Below are 18,267 nucleotides of genomic sequence, written 5' to 3'. Positions count from 1 at the left end.
CCGTCCGTATTTCCGCCCTGCCCTGCCGGCTCGCGCATGAGACGCCAGCTCGTCCGTCTGCACCGATGGTTCGGCGTCTTGACCGCGTTGTTTCTGTTCGTAGCCGGCCTGACCGGCGCGATCATCGCGTGGGATCATGAACTCGATGCAGCGCTAAACCCGTCGTTCTTCAACGCGCGCACGGCCGGACCCACACAGTCGGCGCTGGAACTCGCGCGCCACGTGGAAGCCGCCGATCCGCGTCTGCAGGTGACGTTTTTGCCGCTCGCGGTCGAACCCGGCCGGGCATTGCAGATGATGGTGCTGCCGCGCACCGATCCCGCGACCCAGCAGCCGTACGCGCTCGATTTCGACCAGATTGCCGTCGATCCGGTCACCGGCGACATTCAGGGACGCCGCCTGTGGGGCGCCGTGTCGCTGTCGCGGCTGAACCTGCTGCCGTTCATCTACAAGCTGCATTACACGCTGCAATTGCCGTTCACCAGCGGCATCGATATCGGCACCTGGCTGATGGGGATCGTCGGCATCGTCTGGCTGCTCGATAGCGTGATCGCGCTGTGGCTGTCGTTTCCGAGCTTCAAGGCGTGGCGCAAGTCGTTTGCGTTTCGTTTGAAGCGCGGCGGCTACGCGCTCACATTCGACCTGCATCGCTCGGGCGGCGTGTGGATCTGGGGTCTGCTGATGATCGTCGCGCTGACGTCGATCTCAATGAATCTCGCCGCGCCCGTGGTTCGGCCGATCGTGTCGAAGCTGTCGACGCTCACGCCCGACCCGCTCAACAACCCTGAAATCCTGCGAGCGCCGCAACCGGGCGATCAGGTGCTGAGCCGCGAGCGCATCGTCGAACTGGCCGAACAGGCTGGCCGTGCGCAGAACTTGCACGTGCCCCCGGGCGGCCTCTACTACGTGCAATTCCTGCACGCGTACGGCGTGGGTTACTACACGCCGGGCAACGACCACGGCGATATGGGCCTCGGCAATCCGTGGATGTATTGGGATTCGGCCACCGGCAAGCTGCTCAGCAAGCAGATTCCCGGAAAGGGTTCGGCCGGGGATGTGTTCCTGCAGGTGCAATTCCCGCTGCATTCGGGGCGCATCCTCGGTCTTGGCGGACGGATTCTGATCAGCGCCGTGGGTATCGCGGTCGCCGTGCTGAGTGCGACGGGTCTGCTGATCTGGCTGAAGAAGATGAATGCGCGCCGCCGCTCGGCGCAAAACGCGAATGCTGGACGCGATGCGGGCCGATCGGCGGCGCGGTCCTAGACGGTCTGGAAATTCTGGAAGGTCGATCAGAGGTTTTGCGCCGGCATGAACCGGCGCACGCTTGCAGCGGCTGGCATGGTGCTGGATGGACCATGCCAGCGGGCTTTCGAAGCGCGGCGATTGAACGTCGCTTAGCGGAACACCACCGTCTTGCTACCGTTCAACACGACGCGATGCTCGACGTGCCACTTCACCGCACGCGCCAGGGTCACGCACTCCACATCGCGGCCAATTGCCGTCAGTTGCTCCGGCGTCATGCTGTGATCGACCCGCTCCACTTCCTGCTCGATGATCGGACCTTCGTCGAGATCGGTCGTCACGTAGTGAGCGGTCGCGCCGATCAGCTTCACGCCACGGTCGAACGCCTGGTAATACGGCTTCGCGCCCTTGAAGCTCGGCAGGAACGAGTGGTGAATGTTGATCGCGCGGCCCGCGAGCGCTTCGCACAGCTTCGGCGAAAGGATCTGCATGTAGCGCGCGAGCACCACCAGGTCCGCCTGATGTTCGTCGATCACTTCGAGCACGCGCGCTTCCTGCGCGGCCTTCGCGTCGGGCGTACCGCCCAGCAGCGGGAAGTGATGGAACGGAATGTCGTAGCTCGCGGCAAGCTGGTAGAACTCCTTGTGGTTCGAGATGATCGCTGCGATCTCGATCCCAAGCTGGCCCGTGCGGAAACGGAACAGCAGATCGTTCAGGCAATGCCCGATCTTCGACACCATGATCACCACGCGCGGTTTGACCGACGCGTCGTGCATCTCCCAACGCATGCCGAACTGCTCGGCCAGCGTCCCGAACGACGCGCGCAGCGCATCCAGTCCCGGATCACCGCCGACCTGCTGAAAATGCACGCGCATGAAGAATTCGCCAGTGCCGCTATCGCCGAACTGCGCGGAGTCGAGAATGTTGCTGCCACGCTCGAACAGAAAGCCCGACACGGCGTGCACGATGCCGGGCCGGTCGGCGCACGACAGTTTGAGAATAAAGCTGTGATCGGTCGACATGACCTGGGTGACTCCCTTCTTCATTGCGTGGTTTGTTCAGTCTGTACTGCTCGTTGCAGCGTGTTTCGTTATGCGGTGTGCGGCGGTGCCTACCGATGAGCGGCTGATTTTGCGCCAGAGCCAGCCGATGCTCAATCAGGCGCCGGCGGCGCAAACAACGCATCGATTCCCGCACACGCCTCTTCATCGATCCAGCGGCGGCGCAGCAGGCAATCCAGCGTGGCGAGACTTGCGTCCACGGTCATGGCGCCTTCCTCGATCCAGCGCGCCACTTCATCGATACGCGCAAGCCGGTGCTCACCCACTTCGCCGTCCTGATTGCGCGGCGCGAAATCGGCGGGCAACGCGAGGTCGTAGATGAAAATCTGCTCGGCCTGCGTGCCTTCCGGCAGCGATTGCAACACATACGCGGTACGGCCCGCGACGGCACGCGCAGCGATTTCCTCGGGAATACCGGCTTCTTCCCAGCATTCCTTGATGATCGTCGCTTCGACGCCGAAGCCCCAGCCGATCCCGCCCGCGACCACGTTGTCGAGCATGCCGGGGTCGGTGGCCTTGGTGTCGCTGCGGCGCGCGATCCACAATTGCGGGGGCCCGCCGCCATAGGCCGCCCCGCCATCCGCATATTCTACGACGCCGTTCAGATGCACCGCGTAGGTCATCGTGCCGAAGAAGCGCGACGCCGCGCGTTCGATGTACGCGAGCGGCGCGGCGTCGAACGCATTGCGGATCGCGTAAGTCTCGTTGCGCCAGCCCGGAATGAGGCCTTCGGCGGCGAGCGCGCCGATCACCGAACCCAGCGCCGCGCTGCGCAAATCGACTGTATTGAACGCGGCTGCCAGCGTCACGCCCGCGCCGCCGATGTCGAACACGTCGGGCCAGCGCGCGAGCAACGGCACATCGCCCGAGCGAATCCAGCCGACCTGTTCGGCGCCGATCCGGAACGGCCGATGAAGCGCGGCGTCGAAGCGGCGCGCGGCGGTGATGCAAGGCAAAGTCATCTGAAAACTCCGAACTGTCTGCGGTGATGCGATCACGTCAGTCGCGCAGCGCGACGCGAATTCCAATGGCGATAAACGTCGCCCCGGCGAGGCGGTCGAGCCACACGCCCACGCGCGGCCGACGCTTGAGCCAGCCGCCGATCATCCCCGCGCACACGCCGAACAGCGAAAACACCACCAGGGTCTGCAACATGAACAGCGCGCCGAGTTCGAGCATCTGCAGTGTGACGCCCTGTGCGCCATGCGGCTGCACGAACTGCGGCAGGAACACGACGAAGAACAACGTCACCTTCGGATTCAGCAGATTGCCGAGCACGCTCTGGCGGAACACCGTGGCGAGCGGCTGCGCGGCGCGTTCATGCGCGGTCGCGAGCCCCTGGCTGCGCAGCGCCTTGATGCCGATCCAGATCAGATACGCGGCGCCGGCCAGCTTGATCGCCTCGAACGCGAGCGGCGACGAACGCAGCAACGCCGCCACGCCGAGCGCCGCGAGCGTCGTGTGAAATGTGATGCCGGCGGCGAAACCGAGCGCGGCGACAAGTCCCGCCGCGCGTCCTTGCGAAATGCCTCGCGCGAGCACTTGCAGGTTGTCCGGGCCGGGCGCGACCGTGATCGCAATCGAGGTCGCCAGAAACAGCAGGAAGTTGGGCATCGTCGTTACCTTCTTGATGTGAAGCCGGAAGCGCCGCGCTCAATGGCCGTCGAAAGAGGTCGCCGTGTAGAGTTCAAGACCGCCTTCGCGCAGCAGCTTCGAGCCGCCGAGTTCGGGCAGATCGACAATCGCTGCGCCCTCGACCACCACCGCGCCGAGCCGCTCGAGCAGAATCTTGCCGGCCATCATCGTGCCGCCGGTCGCGATCAGATCGTCGATGATGAGCACGCGGTCGCCCGGCTTGCACGCATCTTCGTGAATCTCGACGGTCGCGGTGCCGTATTCGAGTTCGTACGATTGCGAGAGCCGCTTGTACGGCAGCTTGCCCGCCTTGCGGATCGGAATGAAGCCGATGTTCAGTTCATGCGCGAGAATCGGCCCGATGATGAAACCGCGCGCATCCAGGCCCGCCACGTAGTCGAGCTTCGCCTCGATATAGCGCTGCACGAACAGGTCGGTCAGAATGCGCAGCGACTTCGCCTCCTGCAACAGCGGCGTGATATCGCGGAATTGCACACCCGGCTGCGGCCAGTCAGGCACCGTACGAATATGGCTTTTGATGTAGTCGGCCGCATCGAGCGGCGCGCTCACGAGCGCGTTGGACATGATGTCTCCGGATGGACCTGAAGAGGTCCGATGAAACGATGAAAAACTGGATCAGCAGCGGTCTGCGTGCGCAGCGCCGCCTTGGGGCACCAGCCCCTGCTGCATCAATCTGCCTGCGTGAATCACGCGGCGGCAGCGCCCGCGCGACGGTGTTTCGACAGCCGTTCCTCGGCTTCCGCAAGTTGTTCGGGCAGACCGCGCAGCACCACGATGTCGCTCGCGCGCAGTTTGGTGGACGGGTCCGGCTCGACGCCGCGAATGCCGTGCCGGCGGATCGCTGTCACCTCCACGCCCACGTCGAACAGCCCGAGGTCCGCCAGCGTGCGGCCCACCGCGTCCGCGTTTGCGTCGACCGGCACCGATTGTAGCCGCACCTGTTCGTGACCGTCGTCGTCGTCCACGTCGTCGGCGCCATGGAAATAGCCGCGCAGCAGCGCATAGCGCTCGTCGCGCATTTCCTCGACCCGGCGCACCACGCGCCGCATCGGCACGCCCATCACCACCAGCGTGTGCGATGCCAGCATCAGACTGCCCTCGACGATTTCCGGAATCACCTCGGTCGCGCCGGCGGCCAGCAGCTTTTCCAGATCGGCGTCGTCGACGGTACGCACGATCACCGGCAACGTCGGCTCCAGCTCGTGGATGTTGTGCAGCACGCGCAATGCCGACGGCGTGTTCGCATAGGTAATCGCGATCGTCGCCGCGCGGTGAATACCGGCGGCGAGCAGCGACTCGCGCCGCCCGGCATCGCCGAACACGACCGACTCGCCCGCCGCCGCGGCTGCCGCGACGCGGTCGGGGTCGAGATCCAGCGCTACGTACGACAAACCTTCGTGTTCCAGCATGCGCGCCAGATTCTGCCCGGCACGACCGTAACCGCAAATGATCACGTGACCACTCTGCTTCAGGCTTTGCGTGGCGATACGCGTCATCTGCAACGACTGCATCATCCATTCAGTTGAAGACAGACGTAGCACGATCCGGTCCGCGTTCTGGATCATGAACGGCGCGGCGAGCATGGACAGCAGCATTGCCGCGAGAATCGCCTGCAACAACGTGGCGTCGACCAGGTGGCGGTCGAGAATCAGATTCAGCAGCACGAAGCCGAACTCGCCCGCTTGCGCGAGACCGATGCCGGTGCGCATCGCGACGCCCGGCGACGCGCCGAACAGACGCGACAGGCCGGTAATCATCACCGCCTTCAACACGATCGGGCCGATCAGGAAGCCGAGCACGATCAGCGGATGCTCCCAGATCACGCGCGGATTCAGCAGCATGCCGGTGGTGACGAAGAACAGCCCGAGCAGCACGTCGCGAAACGGCTTGATGTCTTCTTCCACCTGATGCCGGTACGGCGTTTCGGCGATCAGCATGCCCGCGATAAACGCGCCGAGCGCCAGCGACAAGCCGAATTTATCGGTGATGAACGCGGCGCCCAGCGTCACCAGCAGCAGATTGAGAATGAACAGTTCCTGCGAGCGGCGCCGCGCGACCACGTTGAACCAGCGCGTCATGAAGCGCTGACCGACGATCAGCAGCAGCGCCAGTGCGACGACGATCTTGATCGCCGCGATGCCGAGCGCGCTGACCAGATCGTCCGAGCGGCCGCCGAGCGCCGCGATGATGATCAACAGAGGCACCACCGCCAGATCCTGGAACAGCAGCACGCCGAAAATGTTGCGCCCATGCTCCGTTTCGATTTCGAGCCGCTCCGCGAGCATCTTGCTGACAATCGCCGTCGACGACATGGCGAGCGCGCCGCCCAGCGCCACGCTCGCCTGCCACGTGATATGCACCCAGCGCTCCAGCACGAAGCCGAGCGTCACCGCGACCGCGATCGTGCCAATCACCTGCAGCAGGCCGAGGCCGAACACGAGCCGGCGCATGGAGCGCAGTTTCGCAAGCGAAAACTCCAGCCCGATCGAGAACATCAGGAACACGACGCCGAACTCGGCCAGATTCTGCGCGCCAACCGAATCCGGGATCAGACCAAACGCATGCGGCCCGACGACGATGCCGACCGTCAGATAGCCGAGCATCGGTGGAAGATTCAGAAAGCGAAATATCACCACGCCCGCCACCGATGCCAGCAGCAGGAACAGCGTCATTTCGAGCGGGGAGATCATCGGCAAAAACGCATGGGTAAAGCGTCCTCGTTCGTCAGCGGAACCGCGCACGAAAACGCCGTGCGACAAGGTTGAGGGGCCAGTAAAAAGGCTGATAAAGGCAGCGGCTTGGCACAGCAGGCCCGGCGCGGCGAACAGGCGCCTTTGCTATACTTCGCGAATGATAGCGAAAATCAATGGCGACCGGGCACTCGCGCTCGCTCGTGACGTGCTCGACATCGAAGCGGACGCCGTGCGCGCGCTTCGCGATCAACTCGACGATGGTTTCGTCGGGGCGATCGACTTCATCCTGGGTTGCCGTGGGCGCGTGGTCGTCTCCGGCATCGGCAAATCCGGCCATGTGGCGCGCAAGCTCGCGGCCACGCTGGCCAGCACCGGCACACCGGCGTTCTTCGTGCATCCTGCGGAAGCCAGTCATGGCGACCTCGGCATGGTCACGTCCGACGACGTGTTCCTCGCGCTGTCCAATTCCGGTGAAACCGAAGAACTCGTGGCGATCCTGCCGCTCATCAAGCGGATCGGCGCGAAGCTGATCGCGATGACCGGACGCCCGTCGTCGAGTCTCGCACAACTGGCCGACGTTCATCTGAATTCCGCAGTGTCGAAAGAAGCCTGCCCGATGAATCTCGCGCCCACCGCCAGCACCACCGCCGCGCTTGCGCTCGGCGACGCGCTCGCGGTCGCGGTGCTCGACGCACGCGGTTTCGGACGCGACGACTTCGCGCGCTCGCATCCTGGCGGCGCGCTCGGCCGGCGCCTGCTTACCTACGTTCGCGACGTGATGCGCACCGGCGACCAGGTGCCGAAGGTCACGCCTGAAGCAACCGTGCGCGACGCGCTGTTCCAGTTGACCGCCAAGCGCATGGGCATGACCGCGATCGTCGATAGCGACGAGCGCGTCACCGGCATCTTCACCGACGGCGACTTGCGCCGCGTGCTCGAACGCGACGGCGATTTCCGCCAGTTGTCGATTGCTTCGGTCATGACGGCCGGCCCGCGCACCATCGGTCCGGACCAGCTCGCGGTCGAAGCCGTTGAACTGATGGAGCGTCACCGTATCAATCAGATGCTGGTCGTCGATGAAGCGGGCAAGCTGATCGGCGCACTCAACATGCACGACCTGTTCTCGAAGAAGGTGATCTGATGGCCATCGCCCCTGCTACGGCAACCGAACGCGCCAGCCGCGTGAAGCTGATGATTTTCGACGTCGACGGTGTACTGACCGACGGCGGCCTGCTGTTCACGGCGGAAGGCGACACGATGAAGGGCTTCCATTCGATGGACGGCCACGGCATGAAGCTGCTGCGCGAAGCCGGCATCGACACCGCGATCATCACCGGGCGCAAGTCGGGCATCGTCGCGGCGCGGGCGAAAGAGATGAACGTCACGCACGTTTATCAGGGCATTCAGGACAAACCTCAGGCGTTTGCGGACCTCTTGCAGAAAACTGGCTTGACGGCCGAAGAATGCGGCTACATGGGTGACGACTGGGTCGATCTTGCCGTGATGCTGAAGGTCGGCTTCGCGGCGGCTCCGGCCAACTCGCATCCTGAAGTGATCGCGCGGGCCCATTGGGTCAGCGAGGCGCGCGGCGGCCACGGCGCGGCGCGCGAAGTCGTCGATACGCTGTTGCGCGCGCAGCACAAATATGAAGCGCTGCTGGCGGCTGCGTGCAGCGGCGAACAGCGAGGCCTCGTCGGATGAACCAGTTTCGCCTGACTTCCCTGATCCCGCTGGTCGCGATGGCTGCGCTCGCCGGTATCACGTGGTGGCTGCTGCAAGCCACGCTGCCGCGGCAGAACGAAGGCGTGGTGCGTCCGAAAGAACACACGCCGGACTATTTCGCCGACAATTTCTCGGTTTCCGAACTCGATCAGTCGGGCTCGACGCAATACCGGCTGACCGCCCAGTCGCTGATTCATTACGAAGACGACGAACTGAGCGATCTGGTCAAACCGGCCATGCGTGCGTTCCAGCCCGGCAAGCCGATCGTCACCGCGACCGGCGACACCGGCAAGGTGAACGCCGACGCATCGATCGTCGACCTGTACGACAACGCGCGCATCCTGCGTGCGCCCGGCGGCGGCGATCCGCAGATGCAAGCGGATTCACAGCATTTTAGGGTGCTGGTCAACGACGATGTGATCGAGACTGAAAAGCCGGTTAAACTTCAGCGCGGCATGTCGGTGATGACTGCCAGCGGCATGAACTACAACAACGTCACCCGGGTGATGCAGCTGTTCGGCAACGTAAGAGGCGCGATCGCCGCGTCCGACGCCGGCGGCAGCTCGCCCAAGTAACCCGGGTAATCCATTCCAGGCGTGACTGCATGAACGAATCGTTCCCCCGTTTTGATACCGGCCGCACGCGCACCCTGTCCGCGTGCCGCGCCGGACTCGCTGCGCTGATCGTCGCGTTGCCGCTGGCCGGCTTCGCGCCGCTCGCGCACGCGGATCGCGCCGATAAGGACAAGCCGCTCAACATCGAAGCGGACAACATGACTTACGACGACCTCAAGCAGGTCAACATCTTCACCGGCCACGTAGTCGCCACCAAAGGCACGATCGTGATCAGGGCCGATCGCGTCGAAGTGACGCAAGACCCGCAGGGTTATCAGTACGCAACCGGTACGTCCACCGGCGGCAATCTGTCGTATTTCCGGCAGAAACGCGAAGGTCTCGACGAATACATCGAAGGCACGGCCGTTCGTATCGACTACGACGGCAAGCAGGATCTGACTACGCTCACCACGAACGCCACGGTCCGACGCCTGCAAGGTTTGTCGACGGTGATGGATCAGGTGCACGGCAGCGTCGTCACGTACGACGGCCAGAACGACTTCTATACCGCGAAGGCTGGCAAGGACGTCGCCGGCCCGGGCAACCCGACCGGCCGCGTGCGCGCGATGCTGTCGCCGCGCAATGGCGGCGCCGCGCCGCTGACCGGCGCGTCGGCCACGCTCGTGCCGTCCACCACGATCCAGGGAGCGCCGACTCAGTGAGCTCCTCCGCGTCCCTCCCCAATCGCAAGCCGGCCGGCACCAGCAGTTCGCTGGTCGTGCGTAATCTGAAGAAGCGTTACGGTTCGCGCACGGTCGTCAAAGACGTGTCGCTCGACGTGAAAAGCGGCGAAGTGGTCGGCCTGCTCGGCCCGAACGGCGCCGGCAAGACGACGTCGTTCTACATGATCGTCGGCCTCGTGCCGCTCGATGCCGGCGAAATCGACCTCGACGGCAAATCGATCAGCCTGCTGCCTATCCACAAGCGCGCTTCGCTCGGCCTGTCGTATCTGCCGCAGGAAGCGTCGGTGTTCCGCAAGCTCACCGTCGAAGAAAACATTCGCGCCGTGCTTGAATTGCAGCACGAAGAGAACGGCAAGCGGCTTAGCAAGGACACCATCACGAGCCGCACCGAAGCCCTGCTCGACGAGTTGCAGATCGGGCATTTGCGCGAGAATCCGGCGCTGTCGTTGTCGGGCGGCGAGCGTCGGCGGGTTGAAATTGCACGCGCGCTGGCCACCAATCCGAGCTTCATTCTGCTCGACGAACCGTTCGCGGGCGTCGACCCGATCGCGGTGCTGGAAATCCAGAAGATCGTCAAGTTTCTGAAGCAGCGCAATATCGGCGTGCTGATCACCGACCACAACGTGCGCGAGACGCTCGGCATCTGCGATCACGCGTACATCATCAGCGACGGCAGCGTGCTGGCCGCCGGTGCGCCGAACGAAATCATCGAAAACGAAAGCGTGCGGCGCGTCTACCTGGGCGAGCACTTCCGCATGTAAGCACACAAGGGATTGCGGACGACGTGAGGGCGTCTCCGCGAACCCTTGCCGCACTATTTTTGCGGCAACCGCACATCAGCACTTTTGACCTGGGCCGTTCTGCGCCTGGTGCCGCCGAAAACGGGCGCGCGCGTAATTGCGAATTCCGCAATGTATCGCGGTCGTGGCAAACTCTTTACAATGAATCTCAATTTGCCATGAAAGCCAGCCTCCAACTCCGCCTATCGCAGCATCTTGCGCTGACCCCGCAACTGCAGCAGTCCATCCGGCTGCTACAGCTGTCTACGCTCGAATTGCAGCAGGAAGTCGCGATGGCGATCTCGCAGAATCCGCTCCTCGAAAACGAGGACGACTGGATTGCGAGCCCATTGCGCGTGGCGGCCGACGGCTCGCTGATCGCGCAGGCACCCAATTCTTCCGTGCCGTCCGACCAGATGGGCGGCAACGGATCGTCTTCGTCCACCAGCAGCAACGAGCGCGCCGAGAACGGCGAGCCGCAGGGTGTCGACGAATACAACGGCCTCTCCGGCGACAGCAACGGCGACGCGTCGCAGTGGAATCTCGACGACTACGGCCGTTCCGGCAACGCGTCCGACGACGACGACATGCCGCCGCTGCAAATCCACGAATCGAGCACCTCGCTGCGCGATCACCTGATGGCGCAACTGCGCGTGACCCAGGCGGGTCAACGCGACCGGGCGCTGATCACTTTCCTGATCGAATCGCTCGACGACGACGGCTATCTTGCCGCCACGCTCGAAGAAGTGCTGTCCGATCTGCCCGAAGAACTCGAAGTCGATGTCGACGAACTGAACGCCGCGCTGGCGCTTCTGCACAGCTTCGATCCGGCGGGCGTGGGCGCGCGTTCAGCGTCGGAGTGCCTGAGGCTGCAACTGTTGCGGCTCGATACGTCGCCCACGCGAACGCTCGCGCTCGACATCGTTGCGCACTATCTGGAACTGCTCGCGGCACGCGATTTCACGCGTCTGCGCAAACACCTGAAGGCCAGCGACGACGACCTGCGCGACGCGCATGTGTTGATCCGCTCGCTCGAACCGTTTCCGGGCGCCGCCTACGGCAAGGCCGAAGCTGACTATGTCGTACCTGACATCATGGTGCGCAAAACGGCTCAAGGCTGGCAGGCAGAACTGAATCCCGAAGTGGTGCCGAAGCTGCGCATCAACCATCTGTACGCGAACATTCTGCGCAATAACCGGGGCGATCCGGGCAGCGGATCGTTGCGCCAGCAACTGCAGGAAGCCCGCTGGCTGATCAAGAATATCCAGCAGCGTTTCGAGACGATCCTGAGGGTCGCGCAAGCCATTGTCGAGCGTCAGAAGAGCTTTTTTGTGCACGGCGAAATTGCCATGCGCCCCTTGGTTTTGCGGGAAATTGCTGATACGCTGGGCCTACACGAATCAACTGTCTCGCGTGTGACAACCGGCAAATATATGCTGACCCCTTTTGGGACGCTGGAGTTTAAGTACTTCTTCGGCTCACACGTTTCGACCGACACGGGCGGCGCGGCGTCTTCAACGGCCATTCGCGCGCTCATCAAGCAACTGATAGGAGCGGAAAACCCGAAATCGCCTCTCTCAGACAGCCGCATAGCCGAACTGCTGGCGGAACAGGGCTTCGTGGTCGCACGGCGTACCGTAGCGAAGTATCGTGAAGCTCTCAAGATTCCGGCAGTCAACCTGCGCAAGTCTCTATAGCCCGTCGCCTTCCGTGGCGGGCATTTACCGGCCGCTCCGCAGTTGGCGGACAGGCCGGCCGATGCGACCTGCCAGAAGTCAGTCACCGGGGGGCGACTCAGGCAAGCCGACAGATCGACCGGACACCTGTCATCGTGCGGATCAAGCGGCCACTAGCTTGGAGAAGCACTATGAATCTGCAGATCAGTGGACACCACCTCGAAGTAACGCCTGCGTTGCGCGAATACGTGATCACCAAACTGGATAGGGTGCTAAGACATTTCGATCAGGTAATCGACGGCAGTGTGGTCCTCTCGGTCGACAACCACAAGGAAAAGGACAAGCGTCAAAAGGTTGAAATCAACCTCCATCTGAAAGGCAAGGACATCTTCGTCGAGAGCTGTGACAGCGATCTCTACGCTGCGATCGATCTGATGATCGACAAGCTCGACCGGCAGGTGATACGCCATAAAGATCGTCTGCAAGGTCATCAGCACGATGCGATCAAGTATCAACCGGCGCCGCAACTCGACGTCCCGCCGCAATAAGGAAAATTAGAGGTTTTTCCTCATTTTCCGTACTTGCCAAACCGCCCGGAATCGGGCGGTTTTTCGTTTCAGGAACGCCTTTTTTGCGTGGCAATACGGCTTTTGGACTAAACCGTTAAAAACCCACCACGCATGGATGGCGCGCCGCACCATCCGTAGCTACCCTGTTCTATAATGTTCCGGTTACCATCGGGGTCACGCTAGCTCATACGGAAGTCGGTCTGCCGGAGTCCTGTGCTTCTGGACTCCAACGTACGTCTTCGCGAGCATCGAACGAATGGAACGCCACTCAAACGCCCCAGCGAGGAGAACCCAGGCCACGTTTTCGCCTGTCAACATGAATCGTTTAGCCAAATTTCTTCCCCTCGAGAACGTCGTCGTCGGACTGTCGGTCACCAGCAAGAAACGCGTGTTCGAGCAAGCGGGCCTGATCTTCGAGAACCAGAACGGCATCGCCCGTAGCACGGTCACTGACAATCTGTTCGCGCGCGAGCGCCTCGGATCGACGGGGCTGGGCGAAGGCGTCGCGATTCCGCACGGCCGGATCAAAGGCTTGAAGCAGCCGCTCGCCGCGTTCGTCCGTCTTGCCGAACCTATCCCCTTCGAGTCGCCCGACGGCCAGCCCGTCTCATTGCTGATCTTCCTGCTCGTGCCCGAACAGGCCACTCAGCAACACCTCGAAATCCTTTCGGAAATCGCCCAGTTGCTGTCGGATCGCGACGCCCGCGAGCGCCTGCACACGGAAGAAGACCGCGAAGCATTGCATCGCCTGCTTACTCAGTGGCAACCTTGATGCATCGGCGGTTATCCGCACGCCGATTATTCGCATGCGTTATTTCCATCCGCATGCGGGTGTCGCCTGGCGAGGCTCGCGGCGCGCGTTAGCGCGGCCGCTTCTCTGCCCGGTACGCGGCCCACACTGGAGTCACTGACTCATGGACACGTCCAGCATCAACGCCCAAAGCATTTTCGACGACAACGCCGCCATGCTGAAACTCAGCTGGCTGACGGGGCATGAAGGCTGGGAGCGCGGCTTTTCTTCGGAATCGGTCGCCAATGCCACGTCGAGCGCCGACCTTGTCGGCCACTTGAACCTGATCCACCCGAACCGGATCCAGGTGCTCGGCGACGCCGAAATCGACTACTACACACGTCAGGCCGACGACGACCGCTCGCGCCACATGGCCGAGCTGATCGCGCTGGAACCGCCGTTTCTGGTGGTGGCCGGCGGCGTCGCGGCGCCGCCGGAACTGGTGCTGCGCTGCACGCGTTCATCCACGCCGCTGTTCACCACGCCAATGTCCGCTGCCGCGGTAATCGACAGCCTGCGTCTGTACATGTCGCGCATTCTGGCGCCGCGCGCCACGCTGCACGGCGTGTTTCTCGACATCCTCGGGATGGGTGTGCTGCTCACCGGCGACTCAGGGCTCGGCAAGAGCGAGTTGGGCCTGGAGCTGATCAGCCGTGGTCACGGCCTCGTTGCCGACGACGCGGTGGATTTCGTGCGCCTCGGCCCCGACTTCGTCGAAGGGCGCTGCCCGCCTCTGCTGCAAAATCTGCTCGAAGTGCGCGGTCTCGGCCTGCTCGACATCAAGACGATTTTTGGTGAAACGGCCGTTCGGCGGAAAATGAAATTGAAGCTGATCGTGCAGTTGGTGCGCCGTCCCGATGGCGAATTCCAGCGCCTGCCGCTGGAGAGCCAGACCGTCGACGTGCTCGGCCTGCCGATCAGCAAGGTCACGATCCAGGTGGCCGCGGGCCGCAACCTTGCGGTGCTGGTCGAAGCGGCCGTGCGCAACACGATCCTGCAACTGCGCGGTATCGATACGTTGCGCGATTTCATGGATCGCCAGCGTCTCGCCATGCAAGACCCCGACAGCCAGTTTCCCGGCAAACTGATCTGATTTTCGCGACCCGTGAAACGCCTGCGGCGGACATCTGGCCGCAGGGACGCGCATAGGGACCAGATGCTATGATGAAACGTACTGTTTCGACGACGCCATGCGCATAATCCTGATCACCGGTATATCCGGCTCCGGCAAGTCAGTTGCCCTGAACGCGCTTGAAGACGCAGGCTATTACTGCGTCGACAACCTGCCGCCGCGTTTTCTGCCGCAACTCGCCACGTATCTCGCCGAAGACAAGCAGGAACGCCTCGCGGTCGCGATCGACGCGCGATCGAGCGCATCGCTCGACGAAATGCCCGCCATGATCCGCGACCTTTCACGCTCCCACGACGTACGTGTGCTCTTCCTGAGCGCGAGTACGCAGTCGCTGATTCAACGCTTTTCCGAAACCCGCCGCCGTCATCCGTTGTCCGGCTCCACTGCGCATGACGCCGATGTCGGCCTGCTCACGTCGCTCGCGGAAGCCATCGAGCGCGAACGCGAACTGGTGGCGGGTCTCGCCGAGTTCGGCCATCAGATCGATACCAGCAATCTGCGCGCGAACGTGTTGCGCGCGTGGGTCAAGCGCTTCATCGAGCAGGAAGATGCGGGGCTCGTGCTGATGTTCGAATCGTTCGGATTCAAGCGCGGCGTGCCGCTCGACGCCGATTTTGTTTTCGACGTACGCACGCTGCCGAACCCGTACTACGATCATGAATTGCGGCCGCTCACCGGCCTCGACAAACCGGTAATGGATTTTCTCGATGCGTTGCCGGTCGTGCATGAAATGATCGACGACATCGAAAAGTTTCTTGCCAAATGGCTGCCGCATTTCCGCGACGACAACCGCAGTTACCTGACCGTCGCGATCGGCTGTACCGGTGGTCAGCACCGTTCTGTGTTCATCGCGGAGACGCTTGCCGCGCGTCTCGCAGCATCGGCGAATGTGATTGTGCGGCACCGCGATGCGCCGGTTGATGCCGACGAATCATCGAAGTTAGTGGCTTAACCGGCCGCATCGCGCGGCCTCAACTCGAAGCGTTGCGCCATGTCTTCTACTTCTACTGTGCTTGCCGATGTGCCGCTGTTTCCGCTGCATACGGTGCTGTTTCCCGACGGCCTCCTGCCACTCAAAATCTTCGAGGCGCGCTATCTCGACATGGCGCGCGAATGTCTGCGCGAAAAGACGCCGTTTGGCGTCTGCATGCTAAAAAGCGGCGCGGAAGTGGCGCGCGAAGAAGAGCCTTCAGTGCCCGAGGCGATCGGCTGTCTCGCTGAAATCGAAGAGTGCGACGTCGAAGCATTCGGCATGCTGCTGATTCGCGCGCGAGGCACGAAGCGTTTCCGGCTGCTCTCGCATCGCGTGGAAAGCAGCGGCCTGCTGGTGGGGATGGCAGAGCCGCTTGGCGAAGACGCGCCGCTCGAAGGCAACGAGTTGCTCGCCAAATTCGGCGCGTGCGCGGAAGTGCTCGAGCGGATCATCTCGACGATCCGCGAACGGGACCCGGACAGCTTGCCGTTCGCGGAGCCTTTCAGGCTCGACGATCCGTCGTGGGTGTCGAACCGGCTTGCCGAAGTGCTGCCGATTGCGTTACGCGCCCGACAAAAACTGATGGAACTACAGGACGCCGGCGCGCGGATCGACGTAGTTCATCATTACATGCAGCAGCATCAGTTGCTGTGAATTAATCAGATCAGCGAGCCATGCAAGCTGTCCAGCAGCTTGCGCACGGGTGCGGGCACGCCGAAAGAATCGAGATCGCTGAGCGCGACCCACGCGGTGTCCGCGTCGCCTAGTGCGGACAGCACGCCAACGCTGCCGTCCAGTTCTGCGAGCCGCGGCTCAATATCCAGCTTGAAGTGCGTGAATACGTGAGTGAACGGCGCGAGTGCCGAGACCGCGCCGTCTCCACCCAAACTGCGTGCTCGCTCGGCGAGTGAGGCTTCATCAGGAGCCTCGGGCAGACTCCACAGACCGCCCCAGATTCCCGACGGCGGACGCTTTTCCAGCATCACCGCATTGCCGTCGCGCAGCACCAGCATCCACGTTCGACGGGTCGGCACGAGTTTCTTCGGACGCGATGTCGGCAATACACGCTGACGCCCCGTAACGTTGGCGACGCAATCCGGTGCGAACGGACAACGCAGGCAATCCGGCTTGCCGCGCACGCACAACGTCGCGCCGAGATCCATCAGACCTTGCGTGTACGAACTGACTTCGGCGTCCGATGCATTCGAAGGCAGCAGCGATTCCGCCAACGTCCACATCGCATTTTCGACCTTCTTTTCGCCCGGAAAACCTTCCACTCCGAAGACGCGCGCGAGCACCCGCTTCACGTTGCCGTCGAGAATTGTCGCGCGCGCACCGAACGCGAACGACGCGATCGCCGCTGCCGTGGAACGGCCAATGCCGGGCAACTCCGCGAGTTCTTCGACCGATGCCGGAAACGCGCCGCCATGCTGCTCGACCACGACCTGCGCGCAACGATGCAGATTGCGCGCGCGGGTGTAGTAGCCGAGGCCGGCCCACAAAGCCATCACGTCATCGGAAGGCGCGGCGGCGAGCGCCGCGACATCCGGAAAACGCGAGAGAAATTTCGCGTAGTACGGAATCACCGTCGACACCTGCGTCTGCTGAAGCATGATCTCCGACAGCCAGATGCGATACGGATCGCGCGTGTTCTGCCACGGCAAATCGTGACGGCCGTGCACGCGCTGCCACGCGATCAGCCGCGCGGAAAAATCGGGCATGGAGGGAAATGCAGGCGCCTCAGACGCGTTAGGCGACACCGAACGCGACGTTGAACGCGGAGTTATGCGAGAAGGCATTGAAGATTTAGCGCTGACAGGTGGGACAGAAATACGTGGAGCGCTGCCCCTGCACGATCTGTTTGATCGGCGTTCCACACACGCGGCACGGCAGCCCCGCGCGATCATAGACGAAATAGTCGAGCTGGAAGTAACCGCTTTCGCCATCGCTGCCGACGAAATCGCGCAGCGTGCTGCCGCCCTTCTCGATCGCGGCGGCGAGCGTCACGCGCACGGCGTCGGCCAGCAGATCGTAGCGCACCAGCGAAACGCGGCCCGCGGCGGTGGTCGGCCGGATGCCCGCGCGAAACAGGCTCTCCGACGCATAAATATTGCCGACGCCCACGACGATTTCCCCTGCCAGCAACGCCTGTTTCACCGACACCTTGCGGCCGCGCGTGAGCCGATGCATCAGCGCGCCGGAAAACGCGGGCGAAAACGGCTCGACACCGAGACTCGCGAGCAGCGGATGTTCGAGGATGTCGCCCGCTTCCCGCGGATGCCACAACACCGCGCCAAAGCGGCGCGGGTCGCGATAGCGCAAAATGAAGTCGTCGAAAATCCAGTCGACGTGATCGTGTTTCGCAGCCTCCGGCGGATGCGGCACGTGACGCAGCACCCGCAGCGTGCCGGTCATGCCAAGATGCACAATGAACCAGCCAGCATCGATCTCGAACAGCAGATACTTGCCGCGCCGCTCCACTTTCCGCACGACGTGGCCGCGCAAGGTTTTCGCAAGGTCGGCCGGAATCGGCCAGCGCAATGCGGGCGTACGCACATCGACGCGTTCAACCTTGCGCCCGGACACATACGGTTCGATTCCCCTTCGGGTAACCTCAACTTCTGGCAACTCTGGCATCTCTGACTGGTCTGCAACTTGCGTGAGTGGTTGTGCGCTT

General features: G+C 62.9%; 19 protein-coding genes. 12 read left to right on the top strand and 7 right to left on the bottom strand.

Annotated features, from left to right (window positions below):
- Window positions 1-36 precede the first annotated feature (36 nt).
- Window positions 37-1,263, top strand: coding sequence for a PepSY-associated TM helix domain-containing protein (locus tag BLS41_RS03295; RefSeq protein WP_074762941.1), 1,227 nt, complete (start codon window positions 37-39; stop codon window positions 1,261-1,263).
- 131 nt (window positions 1,264-1,394) lie between these two features.
- Here BLS41_RS03295 and purU read toward each other — a convergent pair whose 3' ends face one another.
- The 5 genes from purU to BLS41_RS03270 all read right to left on the bottom strand — a co-directional run bounded on the left by purU (window position 1,395) and on the right by BLS41_RS03270 (window position 6,649).
- Window positions 1,395-2,264 (bottom strand): formyltetrahydrofolate deformylase, encoded by an 870-nt coding sequence (gene purU / locus BLS41_RS03290; RefSeq protein WP_074762940.1) that lies wholly within the window; start codon window positions 2,262-2,264, stop codon window positions 1,395-1,397.
- A gap of 131 nt (window positions 2,265-2,395) precedes the next feature.
- A complete protein-coding gene (locus BLS41_RS03285) occupies window positions 2,396-3,265 on the bottom strand; it encodes an NUDIX hydrolase (RefSeq protein ID WP_074762939.1) in 870 nt (289 codons plus the stop codon).
- 37 nt (window positions 3,266-3,302) lie between these two features.
- The gene (locus BLS41_RS03280) at window positions 3,303-3,917 is read right to left on the bottom strand and encodes a LysE family translocator (RefSeq protein ID WP_074762938.1); all 615 of its coding nucleotides are present in this window, start codon (window positions 3,915-3,917) and stop codon (window positions 3,303-3,305) included.
- A 39-nt stretch (window positions 3,918-3,956) separates the two neighbouring features.
- Window positions 3,957-4,523 (bottom strand): adenine phosphoribosyltransferase, encoded by a 567-nt coding sequence (locus tag BLS41_RS03275; RefSeq protein ID WP_074762937.1) that lies wholly within the window; start codon window positions 4,521-4,523, stop codon window positions 3,957-3,959.
- Window positions 4,524-4,645: 122 nt separating this feature from the next.
- Window positions 4,646-6,649: a monovalent cation:proton antiporter family protein gene (locus BLS41_RS03270; protein ID WP_074762936.1), complete on the bottom strand. Its 2,004-nt coding sequence runs from the start codon at window positions 6,647-6,649 to the stop codon at window positions 4,646-4,648.
- Window positions 6,650-6,809: 160 nt separating this feature from the next.
- On the opposite strand from BLS41_RS03270, the gene kdsD reads away from it, so the two are divergent.
- From kdsD to BLS41_RS03215, 11 genes are all read left to right on the top strand, one after another.
- Window positions 6,810-7,793 carry an arabinose 5-phosphate isomerase KdsD gene (gene kdsD, locus BLS41_RS03265; protein ID WP_074762935.1) on the top strand — a complete coding sequence of 328 codons (984 nt, stop codon included), beginning with the start codon at window positions 6,810-6,812 and terminating at the stop codon, window positions 7,791-7,793.
- A complete protein-coding gene (locus tag BLS41_RS03260) occupies window positions 7,793-8,353 on the top strand; it encodes a KdsC family phosphatase (RefSeq protein ID WP_074762934.1) in 561 nt (186 codons plus the stop codon). Before kdsD ends, BLS41_RS03260 begins: the two co-directional genes overlap by 1 nt.
- Window positions 8,350-8,949, top strand: a complete 600-nt coding sequence (lptC, locus tag BLS41_RS03255; protein WP_074762933.1) for an LPS export ABC transporter periplasmic protein LptC — start codon at window positions 8,350-8,352, stop codon at window positions 8,947-8,949. The genes BLS41_RS03260 and lptC overlap by 4 nt, the downstream gene beginning before the upstream one ends.
- Window positions 8,950-8,978: 29 nt before the next feature.
- Window positions 8,979-9,650 carry a lipopolysaccharide transport periplasmic protein LptA gene (gene lptA, locus BLS41_RS03250; RefSeq protein ID WP_074762932.1) on the top strand — a complete coding sequence of 224 codons (672 nt, stop codon included), beginning with the start codon at window positions 8,979-8,981 and terminating at the stop codon, window positions 9,648-9,650.
- The gene (gene lptB, locus BLS41_RS03245) at window positions 9,647-10,432 is read left to right on the top strand and encodes an LPS export ABC transporter ATP-binding protein (RefSeq protein ID WP_074762931.1); all 786 of its coding nucleotides are present in this window, start codon (window positions 9,647-9,649) and stop codon (window positions 10,430-10,432) included. Before lptA ends, lptB begins: the two co-directional genes overlap by 4 nt.
- Before the next feature lie 197 nt (window positions 10,433-10,629).
- The gene (locus BLS41_RS03240; RefSeq protein WP_074762930.1) at window positions 10,630-12,147 is read left to right on the top strand and encodes an RNA polymerase factor sigma-54; all 1,518 of its coding nucleotides are present in this window, start codon (window positions 10,630-10,632) and stop codon (window positions 12,145-12,147) included.
- A 170-nt stretch (window positions 12,148-12,317) separates the two neighbouring features.
- Entirely contained in the window at window positions 12,318-12,674 is a 357-nt protein-coding gene (hpf, locus tag BLS41_RS03235) for a ribosome hibernation-promoting factor, HPF/YfiA family (protein ID WP_042328814.1), read from the top strand.
- 277 nt (window positions 12,675-12,951) lie between these two features.
- Window positions 12,952-13,467 carry a PTS IIA-like nitrogen regulatory protein PtsN gene (gene ptsN / locus BLS41_RS03230; protein WP_074762929.1) on the top strand — a complete coding sequence of 172 codons (516 nt, stop codon included), beginning with the start codon at window positions 12,952-12,954 and terminating at the stop codon, window positions 13,465-13,467.
- Window positions 13,468-13,609: 142 nt separating this feature from the next.
- Window positions 13,610-14,578, top strand: a complete 969-nt coding sequence (hprK, locus tag BLS41_RS03225) for an HPr(Ser) kinase/phosphatase (RefSeq protein WP_074762928.1) — start codon at window positions 13,610-13,612, stop codon at window positions 14,576-14,578.
- 97 nt (window positions 14,579-14,675) lie between these two features.
- Complete coding sequence (gene rapZ, locus BLS41_RS03220) at window positions 14,676-15,569, top strand: RNase adapter RapZ (protein ID WP_074762927.1); 894 nt, start codon at window positions 14,676-14,678, stop codon at window positions 15,567-15,569.
- 39 nt (window positions 15,570-15,608) lie between these two features.
- Window positions 15,609-16,244 carry an LON peptidase substrate-binding domain-containing protein gene (locus BLS41_RS03215; protein WP_074762926.1) on the top strand — a complete coding sequence of 212 codons (636 nt, stop codon included), beginning with the start codon at window positions 15,609-15,611 and terminating at the stop codon, window positions 16,242-16,244.
- Window positions 16,245-16,249: 5 nt separating this feature from the next.
- Here BLS41_RS03215 and mutY read toward each other — a convergent pair whose 3' ends face one another.
- On the bottom strand, window positions 16,250-17,389 hold the full coding sequence (gene mutY / locus BLS41_RS03210; protein ID WP_171910188.1) for an A/G-specific adenine glycosylase: 1,140 nt from the start codon (window positions 17,387-17,389) through the stop codon (window positions 16,250-16,252).
- A 7-nt stretch (window positions 17,390-17,396) separates the two neighbouring features.
- Entirely contained in the window at window positions 17,397-18,227 is an 831-nt protein-coding gene (gene mutM / locus BLS41_RS03205; RefSeq protein WP_074762924.1) for a bifunctional DNA-formamidopyrimidine glycosylase/DNA-(apurinic or apyrimidinic site) lyase, read from the bottom strand.
- Between the last annotated feature and the right edge of the window lie 40 nt (window positions 18,228-18,267).

Source organism: Paraburkholderia fungorum, from assembly GCF_900099835.1.
In the GTDB taxonomy this organism is placed as follows: domain Bacteria; phylum Pseudomonadota; class Gammaproteobacteria; order Burkholderiales; family Burkholderiaceae; genus Paraburkholderia; species Paraburkholderia fungorum_A.
This window is presented reverse-complemented; position numbering and strand designations above follow the sequence as displayed.

Coding starts and splice junctions, on each gene's coding strand:
- BLS41_RS03295 (WP_074762941.1), top strand. CDS start 37: ATGAGACGCCAGCTCGTCCGTCTGCACCGATGGTTCGGCGTCTTGACC.
- purU (WP_074762940.1), bottom strand. CDS start 2,264: ATGTCGACCGATCACAGCTTTATTCTCAAACTGTCGTGCGCCGACCGG.
- BLS41_RS03285 (WP_074762939.1), bottom strand. CDS start 3,265: ATGACTTTGCCTTGCATCACCGCCGCGCGCCGCTTCGACGCCGCGCTT.
- BLS41_RS03280 (WP_074762938.1), bottom strand. CDS start 3,917: ATGCCCAACTTCCTGCTGTTTCTGGCGACCTCGATTGCGATCACGGTC.
- BLS41_RS03275 (WP_074762937.1), bottom strand. CDS start 4,523: ATGTCCAACGCGCTCGTGAGCGCGCCGCTCGATGCGGCCGACTACATC.
- BLS41_RS03270 (WP_074762936.1), bottom strand. CDS start 6,649: ATGATCTCCCCGCTCGAAATGACGCTGTTCCTGCTGCTGGCATCGGTG.
- kdsD (WP_074762935.1), top strand. CDS start 6,810: ATGATAGCGAAAATCAATGGCGACCGGGCACTCGCGCTCGCTCGTGAC.
- BLS41_RS03260 (WP_074762934.1), top strand. CDS start 7,793: ATGGCCATCGCCCCTGCTACGGCAACCGAACGCGCCAGCCGCGTGAAG.
- lptC (WP_074762933.1), top strand. CDS start 8,350: ATGAACCAGTTTCGCCTGACTTCCCTGATCCCGCTGGTCGCGATGGCT.
- lptA (WP_074762932.1), top strand. CDS start 8,979: ATGAACGAATCGTTCCCCCGTTTTGATACCGGCCGCACGCGCACCCTG.
- BLS41_RS03240 (WP_074762930.1), top strand. CDS start 10,630: ATGAAAGCCAGCCTCCAACTCCGCCTATCGCAGCATCTTGCGCTGACC.
- hpf (WP_042328814.1), top strand. CDS start 12,318: ATGAATCTGCAGATCAGTGGACACCACCTCGAAGTAACGCCTGCGTTG.
- ptsN (WP_074762929.1), top strand. CDS start 12,952: ATGGAACGCCACTCAAACGCCCCAGCGAGGAGAACCCAGGCCACGTTT.
- hprK (WP_074762928.1), top strand. CDS start 13,610: ATGGACACGTCCAGCATCAACGCCCAAAGCATTTTCGACGACAACGCC.
- rapZ (WP_074762927.1), top strand. CDS start 14,676: ATGCGCATAATCCTGATCACCGGTATATCCGGCTCCGGCAAGTCAGTT.
- BLS41_RS03215 (WP_074762926.1), top strand. CDS start 15,609: ATGTCTTCTACTTCTACTGTGCTTGCCGATGTGCCGCTGTTTCCGCTG.
- mutY (WP_171910188.1), bottom strand. CDS start 17,389: ATGCCTTCTCGCATAACTCCGCGTTCAACGTCGCGTTCGGTGTCGCCT.
- mutM (WP_074762924.1), bottom strand. CDS start 18,227: ATGCCAGAGTTGCCAGAAGTTGAGGTTACCCGAAGGGGAATCGAACCG.